The 15,912-nt window shown below is 70.6% G+C and carries 21 protein-coding genes and 1 pseudogene; 5 read left to right on the forward strand and 17 right to left on the reverse strand.

The window, feature by feature from the left end; translation table 11 throughout:
• Positions 1 to 182: 182 nt before the first annotated feature.
• A complete protein-coding gene (locus J3486_RS40535) occupies positions 183 to 374 on the forward strand; it encodes a hypothetical protein (RefSeq protein ID WP_207829074.1) in 192 nt (63 codons plus the stop codon).
• An 8-nt stretch (positions 375 to 382) separates the two neighbouring features.
• Here J3486_RS40535 and J3486_RS40540 read toward each other — a convergent pair whose 3' ends face one another.
• Complete coding sequence (locus J3486_RS40540; RefSeq protein WP_307805153.1) at positions 383 to 1,303, reverse strand: GntR family transcriptional regulator; 921 nt, start codon at positions 1,301 to 1,303, stop codon at positions 383 to 385.
• Between the two features lie 223 nt (positions 1,304 to 1,526).
• On the opposite strand from J3486_RS40540, the gene J3486_RS40545 reads away from it, so the two are divergent.
• Positions 1,527 to 1,712 (forward strand): hypothetical protein, encoded by a 186-nt coding sequence (locus J3486_RS40545; protein WP_207829076.1) that lies wholly within the window; start codon positions 1,527 to 1,529, stop codon positions 1,710 to 1,712.
• A 66-nt stretch (positions 1,713 to 1,778) separates the two neighbouring features.
• On the opposite strand, the pseudogene J3486_RS40550 reads toward J3486_RS40545, so the two are convergent.
• Together J3486_RS40550 and J3486_RS40555 are read right to left on the reverse strand one after the other, a co-directional pair.
• Positions 1,779 to 2,084: pseudogene (locus J3486_RS40550) on the reverse strand (sterol carrier protein domain-containing protein); the annotation flags it as partial.
• Positions 2,085 to 2,140: 56 nt separating this feature from the next.
• Complete coding sequence (locus tag J3486_RS40555) at positions 2,141 to 2,674, reverse strand: ABC transporter substrate-binding protein (RefSeq protein ID WP_207829129.1); 534 nt, start codon at positions 2,672 to 2,674, stop codon at positions 2,141 to 2,143.
• A gap of 252 nt (positions 2,675 to 2,926) precedes the next feature.
• Here J3486_RS40555 and dtd point away from each other — a divergent pair, with 252 nt between their 5' ends.
• Positions 2,927 to 3,352 (forward strand): D-aminoacyl-tRNA deacylase, encoded by a 426-nt coding sequence (gene dtd, locus J3486_RS40560; protein WP_207829077.1) that lies wholly within the window; start codon positions 2,927 to 2,929, stop codon positions 3,350 to 3,352.
• 3 nt (positions 3,353 to 3,355) lie between these two features.
• On the opposite strand, the gene J3486_RS40565 is transcribed toward dtd, so the two are convergent.
• The 14 genes from J3486_RS40565 to J3486_RS40625 form a co-directional block, all read right to left on the reverse strand.
• Positions 3,356 to 4,321 carry a folate-binding protein YgfZ gene (locus J3486_RS40565; protein ID WP_207829130.1) on the reverse strand — a complete coding sequence of 322 codons (966 nt, stop codon included), beginning with the start codon at positions 4,319 to 4,321 and terminating at the stop codon, positions 3,356 to 3,358.
• 49 nt (positions 4,322 to 4,370) lie between these two features.
• Positions 4,371 to 4,808 carry a Fur family transcriptional regulator gene (locus tag J3486_RS40570; protein WP_207829078.1) on the reverse strand — a complete coding sequence of 146 codons (438 nt, stop codon included), beginning with the start codon at positions 4,806 to 4,808 and terminating at the stop codon, positions 4,371 to 4,373.
• A gap of 16 nt (positions 4,809 to 4,824) precedes the next feature.
• A complete protein-coding gene (locus J3486_RS40575) occupies positions 4,825 to 5,397 on the reverse strand; it encodes an FABP family protein (protein WP_207829079.1) in 573 nt (190 codons plus the stop codon).
• Between the two features lie 218 nt (positions 5,398 to 5,615).
• Positions 5,616 to 6,560: a hypothetical protein gene (locus tag J3486_RS40580; RefSeq protein ID WP_229379382.1), complete on the reverse strand. Its 945-nt coding sequence runs from the start codon at positions 6,558 to 6,560 to the stop codon at positions 5,616 to 5,618.
• Positions 6,557 to 7,342 carry a hypothetical protein gene (locus J3486_RS40585; protein ID WP_207829080.1) on the reverse strand — a complete coding sequence of 262 codons (786 nt, stop codon included), beginning with the start codon at positions 7,340 to 7,342 and terminating at the stop codon, positions 6,557 to 6,559. Before J3486_RS40585 ends, J3486_RS40580 begins: the two co-directional genes overlap by 4 nt.
• Positions 7,339 to 8,151 carry a hypothetical protein gene (locus tag J3486_RS40590; RefSeq protein ID WP_307805154.1) on the reverse strand — a complete coding sequence of 271 codons (813 nt, stop codon included), beginning with the start codon at positions 8,149 to 8,151 and terminating at the stop codon, positions 7,339 to 7,341. The genes J3486_RS40585 and J3486_RS40590 overlap by 4 nt, the downstream gene beginning before the upstream one ends.
• A 109-nt stretch (positions 8,152 to 8,260) precedes the next feature.
• Complete coding sequence (locus tag J3486_RS40595) at positions 8,261 to 8,527, reverse strand: DUF3099 domain-containing protein (RefSeq protein WP_207829083.1); 267 nt, start codon at positions 8,525 to 8,527, stop codon at positions 8,261 to 8,263.
• 111 nt (positions 8,528 to 8,638) lie between these two features.
• Positions 8,639 to 8,926, reverse strand: a complete 288-nt coding sequence (locus tag J3486_RS40600; RefSeq protein ID WP_207829085.1) for a DUF1416 domain-containing protein — start codon at positions 8,924 to 8,926, stop codon at positions 8,639 to 8,641.
• Positions 8,927 to 8,961: 35 nt separating this feature from the next.
• Positions 8,962 to 9,807: a sulfurtransferase gene (locus tag J3486_RS40605; protein ID WP_207829087.1), complete on the reverse strand. Its 846-nt coding sequence runs from the start codon at positions 9,805 to 9,807 to the stop codon at positions 8,962 to 8,964.
• Positions 9,808 to 9,942: 135 nt separating this feature from the next.
• The gene (locus J3486_RS45295; RefSeq protein ID WP_350203226.1) at positions 9,943 to 10,023 is read right to left on the reverse strand and encodes a putative leader peptide; all 81 of its coding nucleotides are present in this window, start codon (positions 10,021 to 10,023) and stop codon (positions 9,943 to 9,945) included.
• A gap of 181 nt (positions 10,024 to 10,204) precedes the next feature.
• Positions 10,205 to 10,933: a DUF2993 domain-containing protein gene (locus J3486_RS40610; protein ID WP_207829089.1), complete on the reverse strand. Its 729-nt coding sequence runs from the start codon at positions 10,931 to 10,933 to the stop codon at positions 10,205 to 10,207.
• Positions 10,934 to 11,445: 512 nt separating this feature from the next.
• A complete protein-coding gene (locus J3486_RS40615) occupies positions 11,446 to 12,606 on the reverse strand; it encodes a hypothetical protein (protein ID WP_207829091.1) in 1,161 nt (386 codons plus the stop codon).
• Positions 12,607 to 12,612: 6 nt separating this feature from the next.
• Positions 12,613 to 12,867, reverse strand: coding sequence for a MoaD/ThiS family protein (locus tag J3486_RS40620; RefSeq protein ID WP_207829092.1), 255 nt, complete (start codon positions 12,865 to 12,867; stop codon positions 12,613 to 12,615).
• Between the two features lie 34 nt (positions 12,868 to 12,901).
• Positions 12,902 to 13,738 carry an alpha/beta hydrolase gene (locus tag J3486_RS40625; RefSeq protein WP_207829093.1) on the reverse strand — a complete coding sequence of 279 codons (837 nt, stop codon included), beginning with the start codon at positions 13,736 to 13,738 and terminating at the stop codon, positions 12,902 to 12,904.
• A 241-nt stretch (positions 13,739 to 13,979) separates the two neighbouring features.
• On the opposite strand from J3486_RS40625, the gene J3486_RS40630 reads away from it, so the two are divergent.
• Together J3486_RS40630 and J3486_RS40635 are read left to right on the forward strand one after the other, a co-directional pair.
• Positions 13,980 to 14,795, forward strand: coding sequence for a response regulator transcription factor (locus J3486_RS40630; protein ID WP_207829094.1), 816 nt, complete (start codon positions 13,980 to 13,982; stop codon positions 14,793 to 14,795).
• A 52-nt stretch (positions 14,796 to 14,847) separates the two neighbouring features.
• Positions 14,848 to 15,870, forward strand: coding sequence for a LacI family DNA-binding transcriptional regulator (locus J3486_RS40635; RefSeq protein WP_207829095.1), 1,023 nt, complete (start codon positions 14,848 to 14,850; stop codon positions 15,868 to 15,870).
• The last annotated feature ends 42 nt before the right edge of the window (positions 15,871 to 15,912 follow it).

Here is a 15,912-nt window from a genome sequence, read left to right on the forward strand (position 1 = left end):
GCCAAACGGTACAACTACCCCCCACTTGGCGGGAGTTGTTGATGACTTGTTTATTCCTCGCACCAAGTTGGGGACAACAATCGTGAGGTTGGTTACCAACTTGGCGCAAGGTGGCCATAGATGGTGCGCAGCTGACCAACCTGCACACAGCATCAGCCGAAGCCGATGAAGGAGGAACCGCCGTGCCCTTCCTGAGCCTCCTCTCCGCGGTCTTCGTGATCACCTTCGAGCAACTCGTCCAGTGGCACTACGGTCCGGCCGGCATCGCGGGCCTGCTCCTGCTGACCGTGGGCGTGAAGGCGAGGAACGCCACCTGCAGCTCCATCGGTGGCGCTCTGCTCGCGATCATGGTGGCCGGCCCGGCGCTGCACTGACCCAGCGCCTAGTGCAGCGTCAGATCCGAACTGATCGTGTTCCAGAGGTTGTTGAACCACACGTGGGACTGCTCGACGAAGGTGGTGTCGCGCAGTCCCGCTCCGTGTTCGAACGCGAAGAGCATCTGCTGGAGGCCCGTCGCGTCATACACGTCGACCCGCTCGTGGTCGATCTGTTCCCCGCGCCTGCTCAGTGTGTAGTACGCGAAGAGCGCTTCGTTGTTGTTGAGCAGATAGAGCTTGACCGGTGGCGTGAACGGGAGGGCGCGGAACTCCACCCGCACGTCCACACCGTGCGTGGCGCGCAGCGCCAGCAGACTGTGCCTCAGGACCTGGCCCTGCGCGTTGCGCTGCGCCAGCCAGTTGCGCCGCAGCGCGCCGCCGAGCTCCGCCTCGCGTCCCGCCTCCAGACGGTCCGCGGGCGCGGGGAAGGCGAGGTCGATGTCCCTGCTCGGCATCAGGACCCGCACCCTGACCTTGGCCGGTTTCATGCTGCCCGCATGTATGTGCCGCAGCGGCTCGCCCATCGCGAGGGTGAGGGAGACCGACGTCAGGCACAGGGCGTCGATCTCGACGTCCTGCTCCTTGAAGGCGGCGGCGATCCGCGGCCCGAGCCCCACCATCGTCGGCTGCGGCGGCGCACCGGGGCCGTAGAAGGCCGGCTCCGTGTTGTCCGCGACCGTGGCCGGGCTGCCCTTCGAAACGTTGGTCAGCAGGCGCTCACCCTGAAGAACGCGCAGCGCCTGGCGGACGACCGACCGCTCCACGCCGAACTCGTGCGCCAGCCTCGCCTGGGTCGGGATCCGCTGCCCGGCCCCCAGCTCCCCGGACCGGATCCGGGCGCGCAGCTCGTCGGCCACCTCACGGTACGTCCGCTGCGCCCGTGGTGGCTCGGCCTGTCCATTGACAGAGGCATGGTCCACGCTCACAGCACAACGCTACAACTTCCCGCCATCTTGCGGGAGTTGAAAAGAAGGTGGTTATGAGTCGCTCTTCAGCGGAGATAAGTACCAGTGAGTTGGTAACCAACTTGGGCGACATGGTCGGACTACCTCGGGGGTTGGCGTCGGCCGCACAGGTTGGACCGTTTTGGTCTACGGGCCTGTCAGGGAACCCGAGTTGGTCACCACTCCAACCGAAGGGGGTAGGACCGTGCCGATCTTCGCCATTGTCGTCGCCGCGCTGGCCATCGGATTCGAGCAGCTCATCCAGTGGAAGTACGGGCCGATGGGCATCATCGCCTTCATCGTTCTCTCCGTCGGCCTGAAGGCCAAGAACACCGTGATCAGCGGCATCGGGGCGGTCGCCCTCGTGATGCTGCTGGCCCAGAGCGGCTGACCGGGCTCCCTTCCGGAGGGGAGCCGGGAGCCCGGTCGGTCTTGTACGCGCACGGCGGTACGAGGCTCAGAACGCGTCGGGGCACCACGGTCGCCGCGACGTACGGAACAGGGCGTCGGCAACGGCGGCGGCGCCCGCCTCTTCCTCCACCACCCGGCCCAGGGCGGCGAGCCGCACGGCGGACCCGCCGCCCAGCCACAGCGCCCCCGGCTCACGGATGTCGAGCGTGAGCCGGGGAGCCGCGGCGCTCGGCGCGCAGACGGCGCCGTCGGGCGCCGCCGCCCATGAGAACCGTCCCCCGGCGAACCCGGCCGCGTCGTGCACCTCGACGACCAGGTCGCCGCTCCCCTCGTACGACCGCGCCTCCAGAGCCCACGGGCCGCACGGCATCGCCGAACCGGTGCCCTGGCCGGTACGCGAGCAGCCCCTCACCCCCCGAGCAGATCGTCGACCTGCGCCTCGCCGTCCCGGTACCGCCGAGCGATCTCCGCACTGCAGTCGTCCGCCACCCGCTGCAACTGCTGCCGGCGCCGCGACACCTGCTGCTCGTACCGCACGAGCCGCCCCATCGCCGCGTGCAGCTCGTCGTCCGTCCGGGCCCCCAGGTCCGACAGCTCCACCTCGGCGAGCATCTCGGCGGCGAGCCGCCGGAACTCCTCGCTGCGCGGGGTGCCGAGGGTGACGTGCCGGGCCGACGAGCGGTGCCGCGTCGGCTGGTCCCGGAGGATCTCCGAGAGCCGGTCCACGACGGGCGCCTCCGGATCGCGCCGCCGCGCCAGCTCGGCCCGCAGGATGTCGATCCGCCCCTGGAGCAACCGCCGCACATAGCTCAGGTCGGCCTCGTCCTGCTGGGAGTCGCGGCGCAGCGTGCGCAGCTCGGGCAGGCGCAGGACCGCGAGGTCGGGCGTCGGGGCGGGCGGCAGCTCGGGGCTGCCCGTGCGCTGGACCGGCGGCCGGGTCATGCGCGTCAGCGAGACGCGCGGCTCCCCCGGCAGCGCTGTACTCGATGTGTGGCTCATGGCATGGGAATCCATGGACATGGTCTGCTTACCGTCCCCTCGACCGGACTGCCGCCGTACGCCTCCGGCGCACCACGTGTGAGCATGGTGCCACTCCCTGTGCCCGCAGAGTGCCCGAGTGTCCCATATCGGCCCCGGATGGGCGGTTCTGAGGCACAGTGCGGCAGGCAGAAGAGGGCACGGCATGATGGCCGTATGCGAGCAGTGGTACAGCGGGTGGACGGCGCGAGCGTCGTCGTGGACGGCGAGACCGTGGGCGAGATCAAGGGCGAGGGCCTGTGTGTCCTGGTCGGGGTCACGCACGAGGACACCAAGGAGAAGGCGGCCCAGCTGGCCCGCAAACTCTGGTCGGTGCGGATGCTCGCCGACGAGAAGTCGTGCAGCGACATCGACGCCCCGCTCCTCGTCATCAGTCAGTTCACGCTCTACGGCGACGCCCGCAAGGGCCGCCGCCCCACCTGGAACGCGGCGGCGCCCGGCGAGGTCGCCGAGCCGCTCGTCGACGAGGTGGTCGCCCAGCTGCGGGCGCTGGGCGCGACCGTGGCGACGGGCCGGTTCGGGGCGCAGATGCGGGTGTCCCTGACGAACGACGGCCCGTTCACGGTGCTGCTCGACATGTGACCGTCAGGGCTCGACGACGACTTCCTGCGCCGCCGCGGTCGTCTCGGCGATCAGCTCGGCGTCCGCCGGCACGTTCCGCTTCACCAGCGCGAGCGCGATCGGCCCGAGCTCGTGGTGGCGTGCGGAGGTCGTCACGAAGCCGATCTTGCGGCCCTCGAGGCCGTCGGCCGCCAGACGCACCTCGGCGCCGTGCGGCGGCAGATGCACCTCGCTGCCGTCCAGGTGCAGGAAGACCAGGCGGCGCGGCGGCTTGCCCAGGTTCTGCACGCGGGCGACGGTCTCCTGGCCGCGGTAGCAGCCCTTCTGCAGGTGCACGGCGGTGCCGATCCAGCCCAGCTCGTGCGGGATGGTGCGGTGGTCGGTCTCGAAGCCGAGCCGCGGCCGGTGCTGCTCGACACGCAGCGCCTCGTGGGCGAGCAGGCCGATCGCCGGGCCGTTGGCGGCCGCGTACGACTCCAGGTCCTCGCGCGGCAGGAAGAGATCACGCCCGTACGCCGTCTCGCGCACCGCGACCCCGTCCGGGACCTTCGCGATCGAACCGGCCGGCAGGTGCACGAGCGCGAACTCGGCGGTCCGGTCGGCGACTTCGACCCGGTAGAAGAACTTCATGGACTCCAGGTACGCGAGGAGCGCCTCCTGCGTGCCGGGCTCCACGTGCGCCCAGGTCGTCGTGCCGTCGTCCACCAGGTACAGGGCGTGCTCGATGTGCCCGTTGGCGGAGAGGATCAGCGCTTCCGTGGCCTGGTCCGGCGGCAGCTGCTCGACATGCTGGGTGAGCAGCAGGTGCAGCCAGCTCAGGCGGTCGTCGCCGGTGACCGTGAGGACGCCGCGGTGCGAGAGGTCGACGACGCCCGCCCCGTCGGCGAGCGAGCGCTGCTCGCGGAACAGGTCGCCGTAGTGCGCGGCGACGCCCTCGTCCACGCCCTCGCCGGGCACGGCGCCGGGCAGGGTCAGCAGGGGGCTGCTCAGTGAAGGTCGCTGCATGTTCACACACACTACGACGAGCGGGCGGACCCGCTTATTCCTGTGCCGACCCCTTCGCGGCGGTGCAGTTCTCGCACCGTCCGAAGATCGCGAAGTGCTTGAGGTCGGTGTCGAAGCCGAACTCGGCGCGCAGCTTGGCGGTGAACTCCGCCGCGACGGCCACGTCCGCCTCGATCACGTTCGTGCAGTCCCTGCACACCATGTGGATGTGGTGGTGCCGGTCGGCGAGGTGGTACGTGGGGGCGCCGTGGCCCAGATGGGCATGGCTGACGAGACCGAGCTCCTCCAGGAGCTCCAGGGTCCGGTACACGGTGGAAATGTTGACCCCCGACGCCGTCCTGCGCACTTCGGACAGGATGTCGTCGGGGGTCGCGTGCTCCAGGGTGTCCACGGCTTCGAGGACAAGCTGGCGCTGCGGCGTCAGCCGGTAGCCGCGCTGCCGCAGATCGCTCTTCCAGTCGGTGTTCACCACACCGTCGAGTCTAGGACTACTTGAAGAAGGCGATGCCGTCGTCCGGCATGTCCGGGAGGTTGCGCGCCATCTCGGCGACCTCCTCGGGGGTGACGACCTTCTTCAGCTGCGCCGACATGTAGGGGCGCAGCGGGACCTCGGGGGTCTGCTTCTCGCCGACCCACATCAGGTCGCTCTTCACGTAGCCGTACAGGCGCTTGCCGCCGCTGTAGGGGCCGGAGGCCGCCGTACGGGCGACCGCGTCCGTGGCGAGGTCGATCTGGGGCTTCTTGTCGGCCAGCTCGCCGTACCAGACCTCGACGACACCGTCGTCGCGGACCATGACGACCTCGACCTTGCGGTCCTTGTCGACGCGCCAGAAGCCGGACTCCGACTCCAGCGGCTTCACCTTGTTGCCCTCGGCGTCGAGGATCCAGGTGTGCGAGTGGTACTCCAGGAAGTCCCGCCCGTCGTGGGTGAAGGAGACCTCCTGGCCGAAGTTGGCCTTCTCGGCGCCCGGGAAGTCGGTGACACCCGCGCCTTCCCAGTTGCCCAGGAGGAACACGAGCGGTACGAGGTCGGGGTGCAGGTCCGACGGGATCTGGATCATGGAGTGCTCAATCAGGTGGAGTAGGTCAGCGCTGGCCCTGGTACAGCTTCTTCACGGTCAGTCCGGCGAAGGCGAGGACGCCGACGCAGACCAGGACGAGCAGAGTGGAGAAGAAAGCCTCAAGCACGGGGTGCTCCTCGGTGAGCGCAACTTACAGGTACGTGGATACAGAGCCGGGCCCCACTGTAGTCGGGCGGGGCCCGGCCCACTCGGCGAGGTCAGCCGAGCAGCTGGTTCTGCAGTGCCACGGTCTGCCGGAACGGGACGGTGGAGCCGTGTCCGTCGTCCTGCTGCACCACGAGGGCCAGCACGTCACCGGCCATGACGTACGCGTACCTGACGCGCTCCTTGCCGTAGGGCTTCTGTTCCGCGTAGGAGTGCACGGTGGTGAAGTCCACGGCCTCGCTCGCGCCCTTGAAGAGGGAGTACTGCTCGTCCATCTTCTCCACGCCCGCCGGGAGCGCCAGGTTCGAGTTCAGCTCGTCCCAGTACTCGCGGGTGAACGCGCCCGTGGTGAAGTGCAGCAGGTAGATGCTGGTGCGCGTGCCGTCGGGCATGGTCCAGCCGCGGGCCGCGGCGTTGCGCAGGCCGCCGTCCTTCAGCGCCTCGGCGAGGTCGCGGCGCGGCTCCTTCGGGTACGCCTTCAGGTACGTGTCCGTGGACAGCCAGCCGTCCTTGCCGGCGAGCTCCTTGTCCGCCACGGCGCCCTTGGGCGCGGGCAGGACCAGGGCGCGCAGGTCGGCGAAGTGCTCCTCGCGCAGGTTGTCCTTGGCGAACGCGTCCGGGGCGCCCTCGGGCAGCGGTGGCCGGACGATCCGCGGGTACTCCCAGCGCCCGTCGGCCTTGGTCGCGAGGCCCGGCAGGTCGCCGCGCTTCTGCTCGGTCACGCCGTAGGCGACGCCCGCGCCGACGGCCGCGAACACGACGACGGCGGCGGTCCAGCGCAGGAAGGACCGCAGCGCCCTGCGGTCCTTCGGGGCCGGCGGGGCCACGGGCGGGACCGGCGGCGACCCGACCGGAGGCAGCGGCGGCGCGTCCGGCGACAGAGGCGGCGACAGGGGCTGCTCGACCGCCCTGAGCTGCATCGTCGCGTCGGGCGACACCTGGGCCGCCCGGGCCGCCTGAGCCGCCTGAGCCGCCTCGTCGATGGGCTGGTACGTCATACGAGCTCCCCCCGCGACGAGATGTGATCGAGCTGCTGCGCCAGGAGTGTGGCGACGGCCTTGCTGTCGAGCGACTTCGGCCCGTACGCGGTGACGGAGACCAGCAGGTCGTCCTCGTACGCGCTGCAGACCAGCATGTCGAGCTTGGTGTCGCTGTCCCGGGGCGCGAGGAAGCAGTCCGCGTTGCGGTGCCCCTTGACCTTCGGGCCCTTGGTGAACACGCCGAGCGCGCGCAGGAACTCGGACTGGAACGCCTTGAGGTCGCGGCCCGCCTGCCGGTTCTGGATCTCGGCCAGCTGGGTCTCGACGACCAGGTCGTCGCTCTCCGCGGAGTAGCTGCGCACCGCGAGCCCCTTGAGCTTCAGCTTGTCGATGGAGCGGTGCTGGGCGTCGCGCTGGCGGGAGGGCAGGTCGTCGGCGCTCTTCTTGAAGCGGGCGACGGCCTCCTTGCCGGTGATCGCCTTGTCGTTGCCGAACTCGTCGATGTCGGGCCCGGGAAGGTAACCGTCGGGCACCGGCAGCAGGCGCTTCTCCAGGTCGCTCTGGCCTGATCGGGCCGAGCGCTCCTTGGGCTGCTTCGGCTTGCCCCAGACCTTGGTGGAGACGGTGCGGTCGGCGTCGTGCACCTGGACCGCGGTGTACACGACACCGCCGCCGACGACGGCCAGCGCGAGGACGCACGCGCCGGCCGCGGCGGGCCAGCGGCGGCGCGGCCTGACCGGTCCTGTCGGTTCGGGGGCCGCGGACTGCATGACCTCGGGCTGCGGGAACTGGTCGCTCACAGGCGCTCCAACTGCCGCTTGGCGAGATCCATCGCGGACTTCTTGGGGATCGGCTTGGTGTCGTACATCCAGATGTCCATGACGATGTCGCCGCGCGCGGCGAGCGCCCGGGACACGTACATCGGCAGATAGCCGGGCTTGGTGTCCGGGTGGTCGTACACGTAGACGCGGCCGTTGGAGCTGCCGGGGATCGGCTCGCCGCCGTTGCCCGCCCACGCGCTGTCCGGCATGTAGGTCTGCTGCCCGCTGAGGAAGTCGCGGGAGGAGAGTCTGTCGGCGTCGCGGAACTGGATCAGGTGGATCTCCGTCATGGACTGGCCCTTCTCCCAGCCCGACAGGGCGGCCCGCCGGAAGTCGTTCCTGGACAGGTCGCCGAACATCTCGTCCGGCTCCTTGTAGTAGCCGGCGTAGTCGTACTGGTTGAGCCAGCCCTGGACGGAGTCGGACTTCTGGGCGCCGGCCGGGCGCGGCACGAGCAGCTTGCGCAGGTCGCCGTCGGTCCTGACATCGCTGTCCTGCGCGGCGGAGAGCGCCTCGGGCGCCTTGCCGCCGGACCGGGTGACCTGCTGCTGGGCGAGCGGCGGCAGCGGGTCGGGGTCGCGGCCCGCCTGCACGACGTAGCCGGTGCACAGGCCCGCGACGACGCCGAGCACGACGGCGCCGGCGATCAGCGCGACGGTACGGCCGCGGCGCGGGGCGGGTCTGTCGGCGGGCGCCGCGGCCGCGGCCTCGGTCTGCCCTTCGAGGCGCACCTCGAAGAACCCCTCGCCCTCGGGCGGCGTCTGCGGTGCGGTTCGTGGTTCTTGCACGTGATCCAACGGGTCCCCCCACGGAACTCGAAGCGCAGATTCCGTATCCGCGCGCACAGGAGACCCACAACAACCCCATGAGGTTGCACGGAAGTTGATGACGAATCGGTTACCGCGGTGGACGCCGCCGCTTTCCGTCCAGTTCGTCCCACCATTCGTCGGACTTCGGGTCGCCGGAGGGGTCGTCCCACCAGCGGTCCTCGGGTCCGCGCCGGTTGGCGACGATGGCGGCGACGGGCGGGATGACCATGGCGACCACGCACATGGCGACGGCGGCGGGGACGGACCAGAGCCGCACGAGACCCCACGCCAGGACGAAGAGGGCGATGCAGACGCCCATCATGGCGAAGTAGACGTGCTTCCGCCGCGCGTACATGTCTTCAGCGTAAGCCTGCGGCGGCGTGCGCGGGCATGCTGAAGGGCCGCACCCCGACCAGTGGCGTCCAACCCCCTGGGATGCGGCCCTTCAGCCGTTCTGCGAGATCGCTCAGACGGCGATCGCGACCTCCGCGAGCCCGCCCTGCTGGGCGACGACGGTGCGGTCGGCCTGGCCGCCCGGCACCAGCGCGCGCACGGTCCAGGTGCCCTCGGCCGCGTAGAAGCGGAACTGGCCCGTGGCCGAGGTGGGGACCTCGGCGGTGAACTCGCCGGTCGAGTCGAGCAGCCGCACGTACCCGGTCACCGGCTCGCCGTCACGCGTCACCTGACCCTGGATGGTGGTCTCACCGGGCTTGATCGTCGAGGCGTCGGGGCCGCCGGCCTTCGCTCCACACATGCTGAACTCCTAGATACGAGAGGTCGGTTGAGGTCTTACTTGTTGGCGCCGAGCTCGATCGGCACGCCGACGAGGGAGCCGTACTCGGTCCACGAGCCGTCGTAGTTCTTGACGTTCTCGACGCCGAGCAGCTCGTGCAGCACGAACCAGGTCAGCGCGGAGCGCTCACCGATGCGGCAGTAGGCGATGGAGTCCTTGGCCAGGTCGACCTGCTCGTCGGCGTAGAGCGCCTTGAGCTCGTCGTCCGACTTGAAGGTGCCGTCGTCGTTGGCGTTCTTCGACCACGGGATGTTGCGCGCCGACGGGACGTGACCCGGACGCTGCGACTGCTCCTGCGGGAGGTGGGCCGGGGCGAGCAGCTTGCCGGAGAACTCGTCGGGCGAGCGCACGTCGACCAGGTTCTGGGAGCCGATGGCCGCCACGACGTCGTCGCGGAAGGCGCGGATCGAGGTGTCCTGGGCCTTGGCCTTGTACGCGGTGGCCGGGCGGTTCGGGACCTCGTCGCCGTCGACCAGGTCGCGGGAGTCGAGCTCCCACTTCTTGCGGCCGCCGTCGAGGAGCTTCACGTCCTGGTGGCCGTAGAGCTTGAAGTACCAGTACGCGTAGGAGGCGAACCAGTTGTTGTTGCCGCCGTAGAGAACGACGGTCGTGTCGTTGCCGATGCCCTTCGCCGACAGGAGCTTCTCGAAGCCCTCCTGGTCGATGAAGTCACGACGGACCGGGTCCTGGAGGTCCTTGGTCCAGTCGATGCGGATCGCGTTCTTGATGTGGTTCTTCTCGTACGCGGACGTGTCCTCGTCGACCTCGACGAGAGCAACGTTGGGGTTGTCGAGGTTGGCCTCGACCCAGTCGGCGTCGACCAGGACGTCGCTGCGGCTCATGCTGTTTCCTCCGGGGCAGTTGCGGCAGGCATGCGAAACGGATGGGTGCGGATACGCACGGTGACCCCGAGTCGTTCGTCTCGCCTCAAGGGGCCGGTGGGAAGCGGGTGTGGGGCCGGTGCCCGACCGTCCCGCTCAGACGGTGCGACAGAGCATGGCGGCGACGCGGCACAGGTCCACTGCCCGCCGCTTCGTGAGATCCGCCTGACGCTTCATGAGTCCGATCGTAAGGACGCATCGGCGGCCGTGTCACCGACGTGTCGAATACTGAGACGAGATCGACCACGATACGAGATGGATTATCGCCCGATCCCGCTCCCGCGGGCCTTGCGGTCCGCTGTGGCTCCGCTCACTCCTGCTGACCGGACGCACCCGTCTCGCATGACGGACATCCGTCCTAGCCGACGAGGTGCAGGTCCGAACCCGTCACGGAGATCTCGATGCCGTCCTTGACCGCCTCGACGTTGTCCAGCTTGATGCCCGCGGGCAGATCGTCGATCGCCTGCTGGAAGTCGGTGACGGCGCGCACCCGGTTCTCGGCGAGGTCGACCGCGCCGATCCTGGGGAGGCTGTCGGCCTTCGCCGAGACCTTGCCGTCGGTGACGGAGATGGAGCTGATGACCGGCACGTTCACGGTCCTGCCGAGCAGCTTCACCGCGAGCTCGACCTTCACCTTGCCGTCGCCTCCGTAGGAGAGGCCGGAGATGGTGGCGGTGATGCCGGGCGCGAGCTGCGCCGGGTCCTGCTTCTGTACGGCCTTCAGGAGCTCGGCGTAGGAGATGCGCGCGGTGCCGGTCGCCGAGTCGGCGGTGGCCGAGCTGTAGCTGCTGTCGAACTTCACGCCGTGCATCTCGGCGTCCAGGTCGGCGATCCGGATGCTGCCGCCCGAGCCCTTGGCGTCGTAGTTCTTGATCCCGATCTCCACGTCGTCGAGGGTGCCGTCGGCGACCTGGGTCAGGAACGGGAATCCGTTGATGGACACCGAAGGCGTGCTCGGCAGCCCCTCGCTCTCCCGGATCTTGTCGGCGGCCTTGCCCTCGGCGATGTTCACCGCGATCCGGTCGGCGATCACGAAGAGCCCGCCGAGGATCACGACGATGATCAGCAGTATTCGCAGTGCACGCATGCCGCGAGCGTACGGCGCACACCCCGGAGTCCGGGCCGCCCGACCCCAGTTGTGACAAGCCTGTCGATCAGCCGCGTCGGGGGCGCGGGCTGTGTCGGCCTGCGACTCCACCGCGCGGACGCGACCGGCGGTGGTCGTGCCCCGTCAGGGGCGCGGGGCCGTGTCGCACGGACGCGACCGGCGGTGGTCGTGCCCCTTAGGGGCGCGGGGAACTGCGCGACCAGCCCCCACCGGAGCTGCACCCGGCGATGGCGGGGCCGGACCGAGCTGGACGCCGCCCGGGAGCGCTCACCCCGCGCCGGGGTGCCGCCTTGCCCACCCTGCCGCCCCAGGCGGCAGACTGCCCAAGGCGGCGGGGGCACGCGACGGCTTGCCCAAGGCGAGATGGGACGGCGGCAGATTGCCCAAGGCGGCGGGGGCACGCGGCGGCTTGCCCAAGGCGGGATGGGACGGCGGCAGATTGCCCAAGGCTCCGGGGCTCGACGACTTGCCCGAGGCGGCCGTGGGGGATGTCAGGCGATGGCTCGGCCCAGGATGTAGATCAGGGGGGCCGACGCGGCCAGGGGGAGGGCGACACCGGCCGTCATGTGGACGAACCGCGACGGGTAGTCGAAGGACGCGACCCGGTGCCCGACGAGCGCGGCGACCGCGGCCCCGAACCCGAGCAGCGCCCCGCCCGACCCCACCCCGGTCATCCCGCCGACGGCGACCCCCGCCCCGGCCCCGGCGAGCAGCGCCACCACGACGGAGGCGGCCGTCGGCAACGGCAGCGCCCGCGCCACGACGGCGACGGCCACAGCGATCGCGCCCACCGTCACCGCGTCCGGCTCGGCGGCCAGCTGCCCGGTCGCCACGATCGCGAGCGCCGCCGACACCACGGTCGCCATCAGCCCGTACATCCGCTCGTCCGGCGAGGCGTGCGAGCGCAGCTGGAGGACGAGGGTGAGCAGCACCCACACCCCGAGCGTGCCGAGGATCGCGGCCGGAGCGTGCTCCCGCCCGGCGGCGAGCAGCGCGACGTCCGCCACGACACCGCCCAGGAAGGCGAGCGCGATGCCCTGGCGCGCGGGCCACATGCCGTTGAGCCGGAACCAGCCCGCGGCCGTGACGGCCTGGAGCAGCACGACAGGGACGAGCAGCGCGTACGGGCCGACGGCCGCGCCGCCCGCGAGCAGCAGTCCGAGCAGCGCCGTGAGCCCGGCCGGCTGGATCCCCGGCTCGATGATCGGCGAGCGCCCCTCGGCGCGGGCGCGCTGGGCGTCGGTGACCCGGGTGTTGCCGGTGGTGGTGGCGGGCCCGTAGGCGGGCTCGGAACCGGCGGCAGCGGCAGCGGGAACAGGAGCAGAAGCAGGAGCAGGAGCCTCGTACGACTGCTGCGGCTGATGCTGCGGCTGATAGGCGGCGTCCTGGCCCGCGTACTGCCCCTGCTGGTGCTGAGCCTGGCCCTGCGCCGGTTCCTGGTACGCCCACTCCTGCTGCGGCGGCAACGGCTGCGCCGCGGCGCCGTAGTCGTAGCCCTGCTGCGGCAGCGGCGCCGGCTGCACCTGGGTGTCCCAGGTCTGTGCCTGCCACTGCTGGGTCAGCGGGGCCTCGTACTGCTGCGCCTGTGACTGCTGCGGCTGCTGCTGCCCGTAGGGGTCGTAGTCGTACGGGTACTGCTGGTTGTCACTCATCGGGGGTCACCCTCCTGCGAACGGCGGGAGCACCTCGACCGTGCCGCCCTCGGCAAGCCGTACCGTCTCATGGCCGCGCGTCCCGACGGGGTCGCCGTCGACGAGGAACGAGCAGCGTTGCAGCACACGGACCAGTTCCCCGGGGTGTCGCTCACGCGCCGCCGCAAGGGCCGCGCCCAGGTCGTCCGCGTCGTACGGTTCCTCCGCGACACCGGCGGCCGCCTTGGCTGCCGCCCAGTAACGGATGGTGCCCTGCGCCATACCGGCAGCTCCTCTCAGTGATGCGGTCGAGGCCCTATTGTGCGGCACCCGCCGTCGCGGCCCAGTCGGCGATCCGGGCGAGGAGCTCGTCGCTCGCCGCGTGCTCGGCGTGCCCCATGCCCTCCTCCAGCCACAGCTCCGCGCCCCCGGCGGCGGCCGCGGCCAGCATCCGGGGATGGTCGACGGGGAAGTACGGGTCGCTGTCGCCGTGCACGACGAGCAGCGGCGTCGGCGCGATCAGCGGCACGGACTCGACGGGCGAGAGCGGGATCGGGTCCCAGTCGTAGGGGTGGATCCGGGTCCGCAGCCCCAGCCGGCCCACCACGCGTCCCGTGGGGCGGGTGACCAGCCAGTGCAGCCGCCGCATCGGCGCCGTCCCCCGGTAGAACCAGCGGGCGGGCGCACTCACCGCCACCACGGCGTCGGTCCGCGCTTCCGTGCGCCCCCTGTGCGACGCCGCGTGCCGCAGCACCACGGAACCACCCATCGAAAATCCGACCGTCACCACGCGCGTGTGCCCCAGCGACCTGGCCCACTCGACGGCCGCCGCGAGATCGAGCACCTCGCGGTCGCCCACCGTGGAGCGCCCGCCGGAGCGTCCGTGCCCGCGGAACGAGAACGTGACCACGGCCGCAGCCTGCGCGAACACCCTGGCGGCGCGCAGCACGTGCGGCCGCTCCAGATCGCCGGTGAAACCGTGCGCGAGCACGATCGCGAGGCCCCGGTCCCGGCCGCTCCCCGGCTCGTACGCGGCGTCGACACCGATCCCGTCCTGTGTCCGGAGCGTCACGCGCAGTGGACGTTCGACGGGTCGTTCAGTGATCGGCTGCACAGAAGATCCACGCTCTTCACCTGCCGGACCCCAACTCATGTGGGCTATTCTGCTGGGCGAAGGACTCGGGCAATGCAGCCCCCGGGTCCTTTTGTGCTTTCAGGGGAGTTGTATACGACCTCACACCTGGCAGCTCAGGGCCCGGGGCGCGGGCCCGAAAAGCAACACCAGCAACACGAAGCAGTGCCGCAAACGTCCTCGCAGGGACCGAGGAGGAACCAGACGTTATGGGCGAGCGATCCGTGCACGAACGTATGACGACCCAGGCAGGTGGGGCGCGATGAGTTCTCTGCTGCTCCTGACCAATGCCCTTCAGCCGTCGACGGAGGTGCTCCCCGCCCTCGGCCTGCTCCTGCACAACGTGCGAGTGGCTCCGGCGGAGGGCCCCGCTCTCGTCGACACCCCCGGCGCCGACGTGATCCTGATCGACGGCCGCCGCGACCTCCCGCAGGTGCGCAGCCTCTGTCAGCTGCTCCGCTCCACCGGGCCCGGCTGCCCGCTGGTCCTGGTCGTGACCGAGGGCGGCCTCGCCGCGGTCACCGCCGACTGGGGCATCGACGACGTCCTGCTCGACACGGCGGGCCCCGCCGAGGTCGAGGCCCGGCTCCGGCTCGCGATGGGCCGGCAGCAGATCGTCGCCGACGACTCCCCCATGGAGATCCGCAACGGCGATCTGTCGGTGGACGAGGCGACGTACAGCGCCAAGCTCAAGGGGCGCGTCCTCGACCTCACCTTCAAGGAGTTCGAGCTCCTCAAGTACCTCGCGCAGCACCCGGGCCGGGTCTTCACCCGCGCCCAGCTGCTCCAGGAGGTCTGGGGCTACGACTACTTCGGCGGCACCCGGACGGTCGACGTCCACGTACGGCGGCTGCGCGCGAAGCTCGGCCCCGAGCACGAGTCGCTCATCGGCACCGTGCGCAACGTCGGCTACCGCTTCGTGACCCCGGAGAAGCCGGAGAAGAACGCCGAGAAGGCCGAGAAGAGCATGGAGAAGAGCGCCGACCAGGGCGGGCAGGACACCGCTCCCGCCACCAACACGGACGAAGCGGACACCTCGGCGGCCCGGCGTGCCGAGACCGTCACGGCCGAGTCGTAGCGACCGGCTTACGCCCTGCCCACAGGGCGGTCCATCCGCGTAGACTCCGCGCGTGGCCAAGGTGACTCGGGACGACGTTGCGCGACTGGCGGGTACTTCGACCGCCGTCGTGTCCTACGTGATCAACAACGGACCCCGGCCGGTCGCCCCGGCCACGCGCGAGCGCGTACTCGCCGCGATCAAGGAGCTGGGGTACCGGCCGGACCGGGTCGCCCAGGCGATGGCGTCGCGCCGTACCGACCTCATAGGCCTGATCATCCCGGACGCGCGGCAGCCGTTCTTCGGCGAGATGGCGCACGCCGTGGAGCAGGCGGCGGCCGAGCGCGGAAAGATGGTCCTGGTCGGCAACACCGACTACGTGGCCGACCGCGAGGTCCACTATCTGCGCGCGTTCCTCGGCATGCGGGTCTCGGGCCTGATCCTGGTCAGCCACGCCCTCAACGATCTCGCGGCGAACGAGATCGAGGCGTGGGACGCCCGCGTGGTGCTGCTGCACGAGCGGCCCGAGGCGATCGACGACGTCGCCGTCGTCACGGACGACCTCGGCGGCGGCCAGCTCGCCACCCGTCACCTCCTGGAGCACGGCTACGAGTACGTGGCCTGTCTGGGCGGCACCGCCGACACCCCGGCCGTCGGCGACCCGGTCTCCGACCACGTCGAGGGCTGGAAGCGCGCCATGCACGAGGCGGGCAAGTCCGTCGAGGGGCGGCTCTTCGAGGCGCCGTACAACCGCTACGACGCGTACAAGGTGGGCCTGGAACTGCTGGCGGGCCCGGACCGGCCGCCGGCCATCTTCTGCTCCACCGACGACCAGGCCATCGGTGTGCTGCGGGCCGCCCGCGAGCTCCGCATCGACGTGCCGGGCGAGCTGGCCGTGGCCGGGTTCGACGACGTGAAGGAGGCGGGGCTCACCGATCCCCCGCTGACCACGATCGCCTCGGACCGCTCGGCGATGGCGCGGGCCGCCGTGGACCTCGTCCTGGACGACTCGCTGCGGGTCGCCGGATCGCGGCGCGAGCGTCTGAAGCTGTTCCCGTCGCGGCTCGTCGTACGTCAGTCCTGCGGCTGCAAGTAGCTCCCGGCCGCAAGGAGCCCCGGAGTCCCTCGCGCCCGCTCC

The sequence above is a fragment of the Streptomyces sp. VRA16 Mangrove soil genome, from assembly GCF_017377775.1.
GTDB lineage: Bacteria > Actinomycetota > Actinomycetes > Streptomycetales > Streptomycetaceae > Streptomyces.